General features: G+C 70.3%; 12 protein-coding genes. 5 read left to right on the top strand and 7 right to left on the bottom strand.

Going from position 1 to position 15,092, the window contains the following annotated elements; all coding sequences use genetic code 11:
- The first annotated feature begins 151 nt into the window (after positions 1–151).
- Both MKW14_RS06930 and MKW14_RS06925 read left to right on the top strand, forming a co-directional pair.
- Positions 152–1,900, top strand: a complete 1,749-nt coding sequence (locus MKW14_RS06930; RefSeq protein ID WP_240859824.1) for a hypothetical protein — start codon at positions 152–154, stop codon at positions 1,898–1,900.
- On the top strand, positions 1,864–3,063 hold the full coding sequence (locus MKW14_RS06925; protein ID WP_240859822.1) for a serine/threonine-protein kinase: 1,200 nt from the start codon (positions 1,864–1,866) through the stop codon (positions 3,061–3,063). The genes MKW14_RS06930 and MKW14_RS06925 overlap by 37 nt, the downstream gene beginning before the upstream one ends.
- A 246-nt stretch (positions 3,064–3,309) precedes the next feature.
- On the opposite strand, the gene MKW14_RS06920 is transcribed toward MKW14_RS06925, so the two are convergent.
- Positions 3,310–4,356, bottom strand: a complete 1,047-nt coding sequence (locus MKW14_RS06920) for a LacI family DNA-binding transcriptional regulator (RefSeq protein WP_240859820.1) — start codon at positions 4,354–4,356, stop codon at positions 3,310–3,312.
- A 268-nt stretch (positions 4,357–4,624) separates the two neighbouring features.
- Here MKW14_RS06920 and MKW14_RS06915 point away from each other — a divergent pair, with 268 nt between their 5' ends.
- The 3 genes from MKW14_RS06915 to MKW14_RS06905 are packed head-to-tail and all read left to right on the top strand — an operon-like array spanning position 4,625 to position 7,751.
- Positions 4,625–5,776: a Gfo/Idh/MocA family protein gene (locus tag MKW14_RS06915; RefSeq protein WP_240859819.1), complete on the top strand. Its 1,152-nt coding sequence runs from the start codon at positions 4,625–4,627 to the stop codon at positions 5,774–5,776.
- Positions 5,773–6,924, top strand: a complete 1,152-nt coding sequence (locus tag MKW14_RS06910) for a dihydrodipicolinate synthase family protein (protein WP_240859818.1) — start codon at positions 5,773–5,775, stop codon at positions 6,922–6,924. The genes MKW14_RS06915 and MKW14_RS06910 overlap by 4 nt, the downstream gene beginning before the upstream one ends.
- On the top strand, positions 6,921–7,751 hold the full coding sequence (locus MKW14_RS06905; RefSeq protein ID WP_240859817.1) for a sugar phosphate isomerase/epimerase family protein: 831 nt from the start codon (positions 6,921–6,923) through the stop codon (positions 7,749–7,751). Before MKW14_RS06910 ends, MKW14_RS06905 begins: the two co-directional genes overlap by 4 nt.
- A gap of 320 nt (positions 7,752–8,071) precedes the next feature.
- Here MKW14_RS06905 and rbsD read toward each other — a convergent pair whose 3' ends face one another.
- The 6 genes from rbsD to MKW14_RS06875 form a co-directional block, all read right to left on the bottom strand.
- Positions 8,072–8,461, bottom strand: a complete 390-nt coding sequence (gene rbsD / locus MKW14_RS06900; protein ID WP_240859816.1) for a D-ribose pyranase — start codon at positions 8,459–8,461, stop codon at positions 8,072–8,074.
- The gene (locus MKW14_RS06895; RefSeq protein ID WP_240859815.1) at positions 8,458–9,360 is read right to left on the bottom strand and encodes a ribokinase; all 903 of its coding nucleotides are present in this window, start codon (positions 9,358–9,360) and stop codon (positions 8,458–8,460) included. The genes rbsD and MKW14_RS06895 overlap by 4 nt, the downstream gene beginning before the upstream one ends.
- A 94-nt stretch (positions 9,361–9,454) precedes the next feature.
- The gene (locus MKW14_RS06890; RefSeq protein WP_240859814.1) at positions 9,455–11,404 is read right to left on the bottom strand and encodes an ABC transporter permease/substrate-binding protein; all 1,950 of its coding nucleotides are present in this window, start codon (positions 11,402–11,404) and stop codon (positions 9,455–9,457) included.
- The gene (locus MKW14_RS06885) at positions 11,394–12,914 is read right to left on the bottom strand and encodes a sugar ABC transporter ATP-binding protein (protein ID WP_240859813.1); all 1,521 of its coding nucleotides are present in this window, start codon (positions 12,912–12,914) and stop codon (positions 11,394–11,396) included. Before MKW14_RS06885 ends, MKW14_RS06890 begins: the two co-directional genes overlap by 11 nt.
- Entirely contained in the window at positions 12,911–13,939 is a 1,029-nt protein-coding gene (locus tag MKW14_RS06880; protein ID WP_240859810.1) for a LacI family DNA-binding transcriptional regulator, read from the bottom strand. The genes MKW14_RS06885 and MKW14_RS06880 overlap by 4 nt, the downstream gene beginning before the upstream one ends.
- 226 nt (positions 13,940–14,165) lie before the next feature.
- Positions 14,166–15,080 (bottom strand): hypothetical protein, encoded by a 915-nt coding sequence (locus tag MKW14_RS06875; protein WP_240859807.1) that lies wholly within the window; start codon positions 15,078–15,080, stop codon positions 14,166–14,168.
- Between the last annotated feature and the right edge of the window lie 12 nt (positions 15,081–15,092).

The following is a 15,092-nucleotide window of genomic DNA, read 5'->3' as shown; positions in this document are numbered from 1 at the left end:
GGACTTGCTCCTTGCGGCATGACGCCCTCCCCCTCGACAGCGCGTGAACTCGACGGTGCATGAATTGCCAACTTGTCAGGAAGGGTAGGGAGGTTGGTGGTGAACTGTCTTGAGAACGGCCTTCTGTGATCCGTATGACTTCGGGGGCGCCATGAGCGAACAGCCGGATCTCGACGAGTTACTGGAGCCGCTGCGTACGGACATGACGACGCTGCACGTCGAGTTGCAGGTACTGCGCCAGATGCACGACCACATGGCGGCAACGCTCGCTCAGGTGGGCTCCGCGGTGCAGGCGGTGAAGGACACGGTGACGGCGAGCCACGAGGTGCTGGACGACTTCGTCGAGCGCTATGGCAGGGACCAGCTCGTCGTCAACGCACAGGCAGAGCTGACTCAGCTGACCGTTGAGTGGAAGGCGGACTTCGCTCAGCGCGAGCGGGTCCGCAGCCTGGCCCGTGGTCTCACGCACACCTTGACAGCCCAGGCGGTGACCAGCGGGCTGATCGACCGGGACACGATCGAAGCCTGCGTCAGGGAGCAGTTCCTTCTCGAAACGGCGTACTGGCTCGCTCCGGCGATAATGTCGGTGGCCGCCCGGCACAACGGCGAATCGACACAGGCTTCCCGGGCGACCGCACACGCGGTATGGCTCGACTCGGCCAAGGCCAAACTGTTCTTCGCCCTGACCTGTTCGCGCCTGGGCGAACTGAGCGAGGCAGCGGGCTGGATGGACCGCTATCTCAACTCCCTCAATCGTGACGACCTCGGGCCCGAGTTCACGGTGGTGCTCGAAGCCATAGCCAACGCCGAACTCGGATACGACGCATACACCTACGCCCGTGAAGCCATGGCGCGCTGGTTCCGCGAGGACGGCACAGCGTTCCAGACGGTGCCCGCGCCAGCGCCGAGTCCTCACCTGGCCCCGTGGGCGGCTCGCCTGATGGAGTTCGGCCGGGACTCCTCCGGCGGCCGTCGATTTGCTGCCCTCCAAGAGCTGACGGGGATGGAGTGGCCCGCACTGGAGACGGGCTGGCGGACCGCCACCGCGCTTAAGGGCACCCTAAATTTTCTTGAATCCTTCCCCACGGTCGACGACACTCCCGCTCGCCAGGGCCGCTACGCGGACAGCGCGCTGGACCACCTGATCGACCAGCTCGAACCGGACGAGGCGGAACTCCAGGAACGCATGGCGCGGTTACGGGCGCTGATCAAGCACGGAGGAGACGTGGAGGCCGCCGCGGCTGCGGCCGACGAGTCCCAGCAGGACATCGAGCGGCTCGATTTCGCCACGTTGCTGGAGCGCGCCGTGTTCCAGCCGGAGCTGCTCCAGCTCGGAGTGCCCGCACGAAGACTGGCCCTGGACTGCGTCTGGGAAAGCGTGCGCGCGACCGCTGCCTCGATGGCCCAGACGTCCCGGTCGCTGTTGCCGGCCGTGGTGACCCTTTCGTACGGGGACTGGACCTGCGAGTACTCCACGGCTTCCGCCGCGACCTTCGACGCGGCCGGGGCTGCGGACGAGCTGGCACGGCATGTGGAACAGCAGACCCGTGAGCAGATCGAGTCGATCGTGCCGTCCTGGACGCTCACCATGGCATCCGCCGCTCTCGCCCTGGGGTGCATGGCCGCCAACGTGTGGTATCCGAGCGACAGCACATCCGTGCTGTTCCTGGTACTGGCGGTGCTGTTCACGACCATGGCCCTGGGCGGAGTGGCGCACGTACCGTTGCGCAAGCACAACCGGCGCACGGCTGGTGACAAGCAGCAGGCCCACGCCTGGTACGTGCTCCAACAGGCCGCGCACGAGCTGGAGGACCTGCTGGCGGACTGGCGGCACGGACTGGCGTCGGCTCAGACCCTGACCGAGTGGCGCCCCAACCGGGACAGGGAGGTCGAGTCATGAGAAGCGGGCGCGTTCTCGGAGACGGCCGTTACGTCCTGGACCGTTGTTTGGGCAACGGTGGTATGGGACACGTCTGGCTCGCTCTGGACAGGACTCTCGACAAGCCCGTCGCGATCAAGCTACTCGACATGCACCGCATACGGCAGCGCAACCGCAGACCGGCGCTGACCGAAGACATGCATGCTCGATTCGAGAAGGAGTGGCAGTCGATGGCGCGGATCGACAGCCCTTATGTCGTCGCGATCCGGGACCGAGGCGAGGACGCGGGGCAGGTCTACCTGGTGATGGACTACGTCGATGGAAACTCTCTGGCCACGTACATGGGAGAGGGGGTTTCCTTGACGCTGGAACAGACCGTGCGATGGTCGGTACAGGTCTGCGAGGGGCTCGCGGACGCGAGCGACGTCGAGGTCGTGCACAGGGACATCAAGCCCGCCAACATCATGATCAACGAGCGGGGCAACGCGAAGATCGTCGACTTCGGGCTGGCCCGGCTCCTCGACATGTCCGAGACCCGCGGTGCCGGTGCGGGTGCCACCTGGCAGTACGCGGCTCCCGAACGGTGGGACAACCAGCCCGGCGACCACCTCAGTGACCTCTACTCACTCGGCTGTGTCATGTACGAGATGCTGACCGGGAACCCGCCGTTCAGCAGCCGTGACGGTGACATCCTGTCCATCGGCGCGATGCATCTGCGCCGCATGCCCGTACCGCCGCCCAAGGTCCGCCGGGGCGTCCCTGAGAAGCTCAGCGAACTCGTCATGAACCTGCTGGCGAAGAAGCCTGAGCACAGGCCGCAGCACGCACGCGCCGTGATCCGCCGTATCCGGCAAGTCGAACACACCCCCGTCGCCGGTGCCGACGGTTCGGGACCGTTGGTGCCAGCCGACGCGTTCCATGTCAACACGGACTACGTCGAGCGGATCCAGGAGTTGGAGCGGCGTATTCGGGAGTTGCGGCTCCGGAATCCGGAGAGTCACCCCTCCGTGGTCGAAGCGCGCTTCGAGCTCGCGGAACTGACGGGCAGGTCGGGGGACTCCCGCGGCGCGGCCGACCGCTTCGAAAATCTCGGAGAAGACTGCAAGCGCTACTTCGGCCCTGGCGATCCTCGAGCCCTGGATGCCTTCGATGCCATGGCCCGGTGGATCGCATCGCCGTCGTGACCGGGTGGGGGTCTCCTATTGACGCGGTCGAAGGCTGGGTGAGTACCCGCGAACGCTGTTTCGGCCGGGCGATTCCGGACCGACGGCCGCGGTGACGCCAGTGACTTGTAGCTCGCGCAGATAGGCGGTGCGGGGAGCCCCGGCAGGAAGGCGGGACAGGTCTCCGTGATCACGGACACCGGTGCCCCTGCCGGGCTCCCCGCACCGCCTATCTGTGCGAGCTCTTGCGTGTACGCAAGGTCATGGTCATCCCCGAGGCCCCCCAGAAGACCCCCGCACCATCAGCTCCCCCCCAACCGTCGCGATCCCCCCGGGCGGCGGCTCCTCGCGGCCCATCGCGATGCGCCCCGCCCGCGCGCCCGCCTCCGCCAGCGGCAGGCGGACCGTCGTCAGGGCGGGCACGGCGTCCACGCTGAACGGCAGGTCGTCGAAGCCGGCGACCGAGACGTCCTCCGGGATCCGCAGCCCCGACTCCCGCAGCGCCGCACACGCCCCCAGCGCGACGGAGTCGTTCGCGGCGACCACCGCCGTAAGCGACGGATCGCGCCGCAGCAGCTCCAGCGTCGCCTCGTAACCGGCCTGCCGGTCGTAGCGGCCCCACACCGTCCAGCGCGGGTCCTCCTCGATCCCGGCGGCGGCCAGCGCGGCCCGGTGGCCCTCCAGCCGGTGCCGGGTCGTCGTCCGCTCCTCCGGACCCGCGATGTAGCCGAGCCGCCGGTGCCCGAGCCCGATCAGATGCTCGGTCAGCCGCTGCCCGCCCCCGCGGTTGTCGAAGGTCAGCGCGATCGCCCCGGTGTCCGGCGCCGGCGGCCGCCCGCACAGCACCACCCGCGTCCCCGCGTCCGTCAGCTTCGTCAGCTTCGCCGCCACCGCCGCCGCGTGCGGCTCGTTCTCCACGGCCCCACCGGTCAGCACCACGGCCGCCGCCCGCTGCCGCTGCAGCAGCGTCAGATACGTCAGCTCCCGCTCCGGCGACCCCCCGGTGTTGCAGACCACGGCCAGCCGCTCACCGCCCGCCCGGCCCCCCGGCCCGCCGATCTCCGACTGGATCGCGCTCGCCATGATCCCGAAGAACGGGTCCGCGATGTCGTTGACCAGGATGCCGACCAGGTCGGAGGTGGCCGCCGCGAGCGCGCTCGCCGGACCGTTGAGTACGTAGTCCAGCTCGTCGACCGCCTTCAGCACCCGCTCGCGGGTCGATGCCGCCACGGGATAGTTCCCGTTCAGCACGCGCGACACCGTCGCGGGCGAGACCTGCGCGCGCGCCGCCACGTCCGCCAGGGTCACCGTCATCTCGTCGTCCTCCGGTCGCGCATCTTCGTACGTCCACATACGTGCTCGTAGACAGGCCACGGGCGGCCATGGTTCCGAATGTTTTCGAGCAGACCTTACGGGTCAGGCTCCGAGTTGTTCGCCCCCTCGAACAACTCGACTGCGTCACGGTCTTGTCCAGACCACGATCAGAGGCTAGCGTTTTACCGTATAGAAAGCGCTTGCTGTGACGCTCACCAGTAGGAGACAGGGCGTACGCGGCGCAGACCCCGCGTACGAAGGGAATGACGTGACACGCAAGACGGTGCGCATCGCCATGAACGGCGTGACCGGACGCATGGGCTACCGCCAGCACCTGGTCCGCTCCATCCTGGCCATCCGCGAACAGGGCGGCCTCGACCTCGGCGACGGCACCGTGCTGTGGCCGGAACCGATCCTGGTCGGCCGCCGCGAGCACGCCCTGCGCGCGCTCGCCGAGCAGCACGGCCTCGAGCACGTCTCCACGGACGTCGACGAGGTCCTCGCCGACCCGACGGTCGACATCTACTTCGACGCGCAGGTGACCTCCGCCCGCGAGGAGGCGATCAGGAAGGCGATCGCCGCGGGCAAGCACATCTACACCGAGAAGCCGACGGCGACCGGTCTGGAGGGCGCCCTGGAGCTGGCCCGCCTGGCCAAGGACGCGGGCATCAAGCACGGCGTGGTCCAGGACAAGCTCTTCCTCCCCGGCCTGCTCAAGCTCAAGCGCCTGATCGACGGCGGCTTCTTCGGCCGGATCCTGTCCGTGCGCGGCGAGTTCGGCTACTGGGTCTTCGAGGGCGACTGGCAGACCGCCCAGCGCCCCTCCTGGAACTACCGCGCGGAGGACGGCGGCGGCATCGTCGTCGACATGTTCCCGCACTGGGAGTACGTGCTGCACGAGCTGTTCGGCCGGGTGAAGTCCGTCCAGGCCCTCACCGCCACCCACGTCCCGCAGCGCTGGGACGAGAACGGCAAGCCCTACGACGCGACGGCCGACGACGCCGCGTACGGCATCTTCGAGCTCGACGGCGGCGCGATCGCGCAGATCAACTCCTCCTGGGCCGTCCGCGTCAACCGCGACGAACTGGTCGAGTTCCAGGTCGACGGCACCGAGGGCTCGGCGGTCGCCGGCCTGCGCAACTGCCGCGTCCAGCACCGCAGTCTGACCCCCAAGCCGGTGTGGAACCCCGACATCCCGGCCACCTACTCCTTCCGCGACCAGTGGCAGGAAGTGCCCGACAACGAGGACTTCGACAACGGCTTCAAGGCCCAGTGGGAGCTGTTCCTCAAGCACGTCTACACCGGCGCCGACTACCACTGGGACCTCCTCGCCGGCGCCCGCGGCGTCCAGCTCGCCGAGCTGGGCCTGAGGTCCTCGGCCGAGGGCGCCCGTCTGGACGTACCGGAGATCACGCTGTGACCATCCATCTCCCCGACGCCCAGGGCGGGTTGCGGGCCTACGAGCCCCGCACCGAACCCCTCGCCCTCACCCCGGGCGCCCCCCTCGCCTCGCGTACGGTCTTCTCGGCCGCGCACGTCGTGGCCGACCCCTACGCCGACGTCACCCCCGACTCCCCGGCCGCCGTCGACTGGGACGCCACCCTCGCCTTCCGCCGGCACCTGTGGTCGCACGGGCTCGGTGTCGCCGAGGCGATGGACACCGCCCAGCGCGGGATGGGCCTGGACTGGGCGGGCGCGGCAGAGCTGATCCGCCGCAGCGCCGCCGAGGCCAAGGCGGTCGGCGGCCGGATCGCCTGCGGCGTCGGCACCGACCAGATCACCGCCGGGTCTCTCGTGGAGGTCCGGGCGGCCTACGAGGAGCAGCTGGCCCTCGTGGAGGAGTCCGGCGCGCAGGCGATCCTGATGGCCTCCCGCGCCCTCGCCGCCGCCGCGTCCGGCCCCGAGGACTATCTGGAGGTCTACGGCCATCTGCTGCGCCAGGCCGCCGAGCCGGTGGTGCTGCACTGGCTGGGCCCCATGTTCGACCCGGCGCTGGAGGGCTACTGGGGCTCGTCCGACCTGGACGCGGCCACCGACACCTTCCTCGAGGTCATCGCCGCCCACCCCGACAAGGTCGACGGCATCAAGGTCTCGCTGCTGGACGCGCGGCGCGAGGTGGAGCTGCGCCGCCGCCTCCCCGACGGGGTCCGCTGCTACACGGGCGACGACTTCAACTACCCCGAGCTGATCGCCGGCGACGAGCAGGGCTTCAGCCACGCGCTGCTCGGCATCTTCGACCCACTGGGTCCGCTGGCGGCCGAGGCGGTACGGGTGCTGGACACCGGCAACGTTGTCGGCTTCCGTGAACTCCTCGATCCCACGGTCGAGTTGTCCCGCCATCTGTTCCAGACGCCGACCCGTTTCTACAAGACGGGAGTGGTCTTCCTGGCCTGGCTGGCGGGCCACCAGTCCCACTTCACCATGGTGGGCGGCCTCCAGTCGGCGCGCTCTCTCCCGCACTTCGCCCGCGCCTACGAACTCGCCGACGGTCTGGGCCTGTTCCCGGACCCGAAGCTGGCGGAGGAGCGGATGCGGAACCTGCTGTCGCTGTACGGGGTGGACCGGTGACCGACCTGACGCGCTTCTCCATCAACCAGATGACGGTCAAGCAGCTGTCGATGCCGGAACTGGTCGACGCCTGCCGGGAGTTGGGCGTCCCGGGCGTGGGCCTGTGGCGCGAACCCGTCCAGTCGTACGGCGTCGAGGCGACGGCCAAGCTGGTCCGCGACGCGGGTCTGACCGTCACCACGCTGTGCCGCGGCGGCTTCTTCACCGCGATCGACCCGGCCGAACGGGCCGCCGCCCTCGCCGACAACCGGCGGGCGATCGACGAGGCGGCCACACTCGGCACCGAGGTGCTGGTCCTGGTGTCGGGCGGTCTGCCGGCCGGCTCCAAGGACCTGCACGGCGCCCGCGAGCGCATCGCCGACGCGCTCGGGGAACTGGGGCCGTACGCCGAGCAGCATGGGGTCCGGCTGGCCATCGAACCGCTGCACCCGATGTACGCCTCCGACCGCTGCGTCGTCTCCACCCTCGCCCAGGCGCTCGACATCGCGGAGCGCTTCCCGGCGCACCAGGTGGGCGTCACGGTGGACACCTACCACATCTGGTGGGACGACAACGCGCCCGCGCAGATCGCCCGGGCCGGCGCGGGCGGCCGTATCCACACCTTCCAGCTCGCCGACTGGACCACCCCGCTGCCGGCCGGCGTCCTCAACGGCCGCGGTCAGATCGGGGACGGCTCGATCGACATGCGTCAGTGGCAGGGGTACGTGGAGGCGGCCGGGTACACCGGCCCCATCGAGGTCGAGCTCTTCAACGACGACCTGTGGGCCCGCGACGGCCGCGAGGTGCTCGCCGAGACCGCCCGCCGCTTCGTGGAACACACCGCCTGACCCCCGGCGCACGCCTCCGCCCCGCACCGAGCGTCGATCGGTTGCGGGGCGGAGCCATGTCATGTCCGGGCGGCGCGGGCGGTCGCGTCGTACAGAGGTTCGCTCAGAATGTGATCCGGCCCTCCGCGAACGGTCCGCGGAAAAAAACTCCCGCGGACCGTACAACCCTTCCCTGACCTCGCGGGTCGTACTTGGTGTCAGGACCGCTGGAGGGGGATCTGGGGGGATCGCGGGGGTTCTGATGCAGGAGGGGAAAAGCCGAGGGGGCCCGGTCGACGGATCGGGCCCCCTCGAATTTGTCCGCCGCGGCGGCCGGGCGGCTAGAAGAACACCCCGCACCTCAGCAGCACGTTCGCGTACGGCCGTGCCTCGCCCGTGCGGACCACCAGGCGGGCCTGCGCCGACAGTTCCTTCAGCCGCTCGTGCGGGACCAGTTCCAGCTCCGGGAACTCGCCCTCCAGCAGCGCCGACACCGCCGGATTGGCGCCCTGGACCTCCTTCGCCGCCGTGGCGCCCTCCACCACCAGCTCCGCCAGCAGCCCGTCCAGCACCACCGCGAAGGACGGCACCCCGGCGCGGAAGGCCAGGTCGACGACCTGCGGCCCCCTCGGTATCGGCATGCCCGCGTCGCACACCAGCACCCCGTCCCCGTGCCCCAGCTCGGCGATCGCACCGGAGAGATGCCGGTTCAGGATCCCTGCCTTCTTCACAGCGCGTCGACCTCCTCGGCGGTGGGGAAGGACACCTGCGCGCCCTCCTTGGTGACAGCGGCCGCCCCGACCCGGGCCGCGTACTCGGCGGCCTCCGCGAGCGACGCGCCCGACCCGAGCCGGAACGCCAGCGCCGCCGTGAACGCGTCGCCCGCACCCGTCGTGTCCACCGCGTCGACCTTCACCGACGGCACCCGGGCGACCCCCGCCGAGGACGCGACCAGGGCTCCTTCCGCGCCCAGGGTGACCACCACCGACCGGGGCCCCTTGGCGAGCAGCAGCCGCGCCCAGTCCTCCGGCCGGTCGGACACGCACGCCTCGCCGAGGATCACCCGCGCCTCGTGCTCGTTGACGATCAGCGGATCGCAGGCCGCCATCACCTCGGCCGGCAGCGGCCGCGGCGGCGACGGGTTCAGCACAAAACGGTTCTCGGGAGTCAGACCGCGCACGACCTCCACGACCGTCTCCAGCGGGATCTCCAACTGCGCCGAGACCACCCGCGAGGCCTGGAAGAGACACGCGGCGGCCTTGACGTCCCCCGGCACGAGCTTCCCGTTCGCCCCCGGCGACACCACGATGCTGTTGTCCCCGGACGGGTCGACGGTGATCAGCGCGACCCCCGTCGGCGCCCCGCCCACCAGCACCCCCACGGTGTCCACGCCGGCCGCCCGCTGCGAGTCCAGCAGCAGCCGGCCGTGGGCGTCGTCCCCGACCCGGGCCAGCAGCGCCGTGCGCGCGCCGAGCCGGGCCGCCGCGACGGCCTGGTTGGCGCCCTTGCCTCCCGGATGGACGGCCAGGTCGGAGCCGAGCACCGTCTCGCCCGCCCCCGGCCGCCGTTCGACGCCGATCACGAGGTCGGCGTTGGCCGAACCCACGACCAGCAGGTCGTAGTCGTACATGAATAGAACTCCCCAGATGAGTGACCCAGATGAGTGCCCCGGGGCGGGGGCCCCTGACCGCCCGCCGTTCCCCTGTGCCGGCCGCCGGCGGCCGTCAGCCGCTGAAGCCGGCCACGTTCTGCTGGGTGACCACCTTCACCGGCACCTTCACCGTCTCCTCGACCTTCTTGCCCTGCAGCGCCTTCAGCGCGTTGTCCACGGCGATCCTGCCAAGTTGTGAGGGCTGCTGCGCCACGGACGCGTACAGCGTGCCCCCCTGGACCGCCTTCAGGCCGTCCGGGGTGCCGTCGAATCCGACGACCTGGACCGACTTCCCGGCCTTGGCGCCCAGCGCCTTGATCGCGCCGAGGGCCATCTCGTCGTTGGCGGCGATGACGCCCTGCACGTCGGGGTGGGCCTGCAGCAGGTTCGACATCACGTCGAGGCCCTTGGTGCGGTCGAAGTCGGCGGGCTGCTGGGCGACGACCTGGATGCCGGGGTAGGCCTTGAGCCCGGCGGCGAAGCCCGCCGCGCGCTCCCGGGCCGCCGACGTGCCCGCCTGCCCCTGCAGGATCACGATCTTCCCCGTGCCGCCCAGCTTCTCGGCGATGGTCCGCGCGGCCAGCTCGCCGCCCTTGACGTTGTCGGAGGCCACGAGGGCGTCCACGGCCGCCTTGTTGACCCCGCGGTCGACCGCGATGACCGGGATCCTCGCCTTGTCGGCGGCCTTCACGGAGTTGCTCGCGGCGTCGGAGTCCACCGGGTTGACGATGATCGCCCCGAGGTTCGAACTGGTGAAGTTCTGCAGCTGGTTGGCCTGCTGGGAGGCGTCGTTCTGCGCGTCGGTGACGGTCAGGTCCACGCCCAGCCGCTTCGCCTCGGCCTGGGCGCCGGAGCGGATCTGCACGAAGAAGGGGTTGTTGAGGGTGGACAGGGACAGGCCCATCTTCGGGGTGGCGGAGGACGATCCGCCGCCGTGCAGGAAGGAGGTCGCGCCGACCAGCGCCACGGTGACGACCGCCGCGAGCGCGTAAGTCCCCGCCTGCTTCGCCTTGTTGCCGCCCGCACCGGCGGCCACCGGGGTCGCACCCGCCTTGCGCCGCAGCGTGTCCAGGAGCACCGCCAGCGCGATCACGACGCCGATGACGACCTGCTGCCAGAACGCGGAGACGTTGAGCAGGTTCAGGCCGTTCCTGAGCACCGCCAGGATCAGCGCGCCGATCAGCGTGCCGGACGCCTTGCCGGTGCCGCCCGCGAGCGAGGCGCCGCCGATGACGACCGCGGCGATCGCGTCCAGCTCGTAGCCGTCGGCGGCCTGCGGCTGCGCGGAGGACAGCCGGGCGGCGAGCACGATGCCCGCGACGGCCGCGAACAGCCCGGAGAACGCGTAGATCGCGAGCTTCTGCCGCTTCACCCGCAGACCGGACAGCCGGGCCGCCTCCTCGTTGCCGCCGATCGCGTACATGGAGCGGCCGATGTACGTCCGTCCCAGCACGAAGGCCGCGATCAGCCCCATCACCACCATGACCAGCACGGGCACCGGCAGCCAGCCGCCGAGCGTGTCGCCGAGGTGCGAGACCGAGCCCGGGAAGGGGATCGGGGAGCCCTCGGAGATCACCAGCGACAGACCGCGGGCCACCGACAGCATGGCGAGCGTCGCGATGAACGGCGGCAGCTTGCCGTACGCGGTCAGGAAGCCGTTGACCAGGCCCGCGACGATGCCGGTGGCGACCGACAGCACGACCGCCAAGGCGACCGGCACCCCGTGCGAGGTGGCGCTCCAGGCGAGGACGGTGGCGGAGAGGGCGGCCACCGAGCCGACCGACAGGTCGATGCCCGCCGAGACGATCACGAAGGTGACGCCGAAGGCGAGGACGGCCGTCACGGCCGCCTGGACGCCCACGTTCAGCAGGTTGTCGGTGGTCAGGAAGTCCCCGGAGAGCGCCGACAGGGCGATGACGAGGACGATCAGCGCGGTCAGCGCGCCGTTGTCGAGCAGCAGCCGGCGCAGCCCGCCCGTGGCGCCACCGGCGCCCGCACGGCTCTTGAGCGTGTCAGTGGCCACGGCTGGCCTCCGTTTCGGTGGTGGGAGTGGATACGGCGAGCGCCATCACGGCGTCCTGCGTGGCCTCGCCGCGCGCGAGCTCGCCCGCGATCCGGCCCTGGGCCATCACCAGCACCCGGTCGCTCATGCCGAGCACCTCCGGGAGGTCGCTGGAGATCATCAGTACGGCGGCCCCGGCGGCCGTCAGTTCGTTGATCAGCTGGTAGATCTCGACCTTGGCGCCGACGTCGATGCCGCGCGTCGGCTCGTCGAGGATCAGCACCCTGGTGTCGGCGAGCAGCCACTTGCCGATGACGACCTTCTGCTGGTTGCCGCCGGACAACGTCCGTACGTGCTGCCCGAGTCCGGCCATCCGCACGCCCAGCTGCCCGGCGATCCGCTCGGCCGCCGCGTGCTGCCCCCTGAGGTCGACGAGCCCCGCGCGCGTGGCGGTCCGCATCGTCACCAGGCCCAGGTTCTCCTCGACGGAGGCGTCCAGGACGAGCCCCTGCCCCTTGCGGTCCTCCGGCACGAGCCCGATCCCGGCCGCCATGGCCGCGTTGACGTCATGCCTCTTCACGGCGGCCCCGGAGACCTTCACGGCCCCCTCGTCGTAGGGATCGGCCCCGAACACGGCCCGTACGACCTCCGTACGGCCGGCTCCCACGAGCCCCGCGATGCCGACGACCTCACCGGCGTGCACCTCGAAGGTGACGTCGTGGAAGACGCCGTCCCGGGTCAGCCCCTCGACGGTGAGCAACGCGGCACCCTGCTCGGGCACTTCACGCGGGTACTGCTGCTCGATGGAACGGCCCACCATGAGCCGTACGAGCTCGTCCTCGGGGGTGGTGGCGGGGACCTGGCCGACCGACTTCCCGTCGCGGATGACGGTCACCCGGTCGCCCAGCGCGGCGATCTCCTCCAGGTGGTGGGTGATGAAGACGATCCCGACGCCGTCCTCGCGCAGGGTGCGCACGATCGCGAAGAGCTTCTCGACCTCCTCCGAGGTGAGCACGGCGGTCGGCTCGTCCATGATCAGCACGCGCGCGTTCAGGCTCAGCGCCTTCGCGATCTCGACCATCTGCAGCCGCGCGATGCCGAGTTCACGCACGCGCGCGCGTGGCGAGACGTTCACTCCGACGCGCCGCAGCAGCACCTCGGCGTCGGCTTCCATCCGCTTCCGGTCGATCATCCCGAGCCGGCGCGGCTGCCGCCCCAGGAAGATGTTCTCGGCGACCGTGAGGTCGGGGACCAGGTTGAACTCCTGGTAGATGGTGGCGATGCCCAGCCGCTCGGCGTCCTGCGCCCCGCGGATGTGCACCTCCTCGCCGTCCACCAGGACGCGGCCCTCGTCCGGGTGGTAGGCGCCCGACAGCATCTTGATGAGCGTGCTCTTGCCGGCGCCGTTCTCGCCGAGCAGTACGTGGACCTCGCCCCGGCGCAGGTCGAAGTCGACGCCGTCGAGCGCGACCACGCCGGGGAAGGTCTTCCGTATGCCCTCGATGCGCAGCAACTCGTCCGGGTTGCTCACGTCTGGCTCCTGTTCGTTGCGGGATTCCCGTCGGGGTTCTCGCCGCACGAGCGGCGTACGACGAGACGGGCGGCGAGGGTGACGGACCGCGGGGGCCGCCCCTCGATGCGGTCCACGAGCGCGCGGACGGCGGCCCGGCCCAGCTCACCGGTCGGCTGGGCGATCGCGGTGACGGGCGGGGCGGTGTGGACGAACCAGGGGATGTCGTCGAACGCGGCCAGTGCGAGGTCGTCCGGAACGCGCAGCCCACGCGCGCGTACGGCGTCCAGGGCGCCGAGCGCCATCAGGTTGTCGGCCGCGAAGACGACCTGCGGAGGCTCGGGCAGGTCCAGGAAGCCCTCGGTGACCCGCCGCCCGCTGTCGGCCTGGAAGTCGCCCTGTCCGATGTAGGCCTCCGGCAGCCCGAGACCGTACTCGGCGAGCGCCTCCCGGAAGGCCTCCACGCGCTCCCGGCCGGTGGTGGTGGCCGCCGGACCCGCGATGATCGCGAGCCGCCGGTGCCCGATCCCGTGCAGATGCGCCACGAGGTCCCGCACCGCCGCCCGGCCGTCGGAGCGCACCACCGGCACGTCGACGCCCGGGATCCACCGGTCGACGAACACCATCGGCGTCCCCGCGCGCGCGGCCTCCAGCATGAGCGGGGACCCGCCGTCGGTGGGGGAGACGAGCAGCCCGTCGATCCGCCGGTCGAGCAGGGTCCGCACATGATGATCCTGCAGCTCGGGCCGCTCGTCGGCGTTGCCGATGATCACGCTGTAGCCGAGCGCGCGGGCCTCCTCCTCGACGGCGCGGGCCAGTTCGGTGAAGTAGGGGTTCATCACGTCGCTGATGACCAGGCCGAGCGTGTGGGTCTGGTCGGTGCGCAGGGAACGGGCGACGGCGTTCGGGCGGTAGCCCAGCGCCTCGACGGCGGCCAGCACGCGTGCGCGTGCGTCGGCACTGACCGACGGATGGTCGTTCAGGACGCGCGAGACCGTGGCGACGGACACCCCCGCCTCGGCAGCGACGTCCTTGATGCTCGCCATCGCCGCTCCACCTCCTTGTGGACGCTCCTCGTGGATGCATGGAATCGATTACACGACTGCGTGCAAGGAGGATTGGAATCGATTACACGCCAGGGGCGCAAGCCCCCGAGACCGGATCGTGATGGAGTCTGGGAGAGGTGACGGCATGGGGACCGGGGGAGGGGGGCGGCCGAGATCGAGCACACGACCACGCGTACTCGAGCCTGACCGCCGTCCCCCAGGGCGGCTACTCGCTACTCGGCGCGAACAGCTCCGACGGGTTCTTGACATGCAGGGCTCGCTTCGCCCAGGTCTCCAGCTGCTTCGGGTCGGTGCAGGATTCGACGCGCCGGCGTACGTCATCGGACACGGGGAGCTCGCGCCATTCCAGGATCCGGAGGACCATCTGGGCCCTGGTTTCAGCCCGGCCCTGTTCCAGGCCTTCTTCGCGGCCTTGTTCCCGCCCTTCCTCACGCACCTGCTCCGCCAGCGGGTGTCGCCAGAAGTACTGGATCGCCGTCATCAGGTCCCTCCACATCAGCTTTGCCTGGGGGTCGGCCAGGCACGAGTCGACGAACTGCACGAAAACTGCGGCACTGTCCGGGTCGATGGTCCGCAGCGCAGCGGCCAGGGATTCCAGTATGGCCGGAGCCTGCGGGCCACGGCCGTGTGTCATCGCCGAGAGCACCGCAAGGGGTACGTCCTTCTCGGCCTGTCGTCCGTTCGTGATCAACGGCACGTTGTCCGGGCCCAGCACCAGGGGCCGTACCGTCATCGAGTGCCAGCCACGGAAGCCGAACCGGATCGGCCTGGACGCCCACTTGGCCGTCGTACTGCTCTGCGTGGTGACGATGAGCACGGGCTCGCAGCGGTACTTCTCGTACAGGTAACTGAGGTAGTACGGCCAACTGCCCCGTTTGCGCTCGTCCACCTTCCCCTGCGACTCGACCACCAGCAGGTACGTGCCCTCGTCCGTCTCCGCCCGCAGCAGGGTGTCCACGCGGCGCTCGACCGGTTCGATCTCGGTGAGGTCCACGTTCAGCGCGGCGATCTCCCGCGGCTCCGGGAACGGTACGTGCAGCACCTTCTGTAATGCCTTCGTCAGGAGCGTCGGATCCTTCTGGAAGATCCGGTGCAGCGCCTCATGCGACGAGCCGACCATCAGCTCTCCTTT

This window comes from Streptomyces gilvus, from assembly GCF_022513565.1.
GTDB lineage: Bacteria > Actinomycetota > Actinomycetes > Streptomycetales > Streptomycetaceae > Streptomyces > Streptomyces gilvus.
The sequence above is the reverse complement of the archived record's forward strand: the minus strand, read 5'-3'. Positions and strand labels throughout refer to the sequence as shown.

What these genes read in the sequence shown, in the direction of transcription:
- MKW14_RS06930 (WP_240859824.1), top strand. Translation starts at nt 152, where the DNA reads ATGAGCGAACAGCCGGATCTCGACGAGTTACTGGAGCCGCTGCGTACG.
- MKW14_RS06920 (WP_240859820.1), bottom strand. Translation starts at nt 4,356, where the DNA reads ATGACGGTGACCCTGGCGGACGTGGCGGCGCGCGCGCAGGTCTCGCCC.
- MKW14_RS06895 (WP_240859815.1), bottom strand. Translation starts at nt 9,360, where the DNA reads ATGTACGACTACGACCTGCTGGTCGTGGGTTCGGCCAACGCCGACCTC.
- MKW14_RS06880 (WP_240859810.1), bottom strand. Translation starts at nt 13,939, where the DNA reads ATGGCGAGCATCAAGGACGTCGCTGCCGAGGCGGGGGTGTCCGTCGCC.
- MKW14_RS06875 (WP_240859807.1), bottom strand. Translation starts at nt 15,080, where the DNA reads ATGGTCGGCTCGTCGCATGAGGCGCTGCACCGGATCTTCCAGAAGGAT.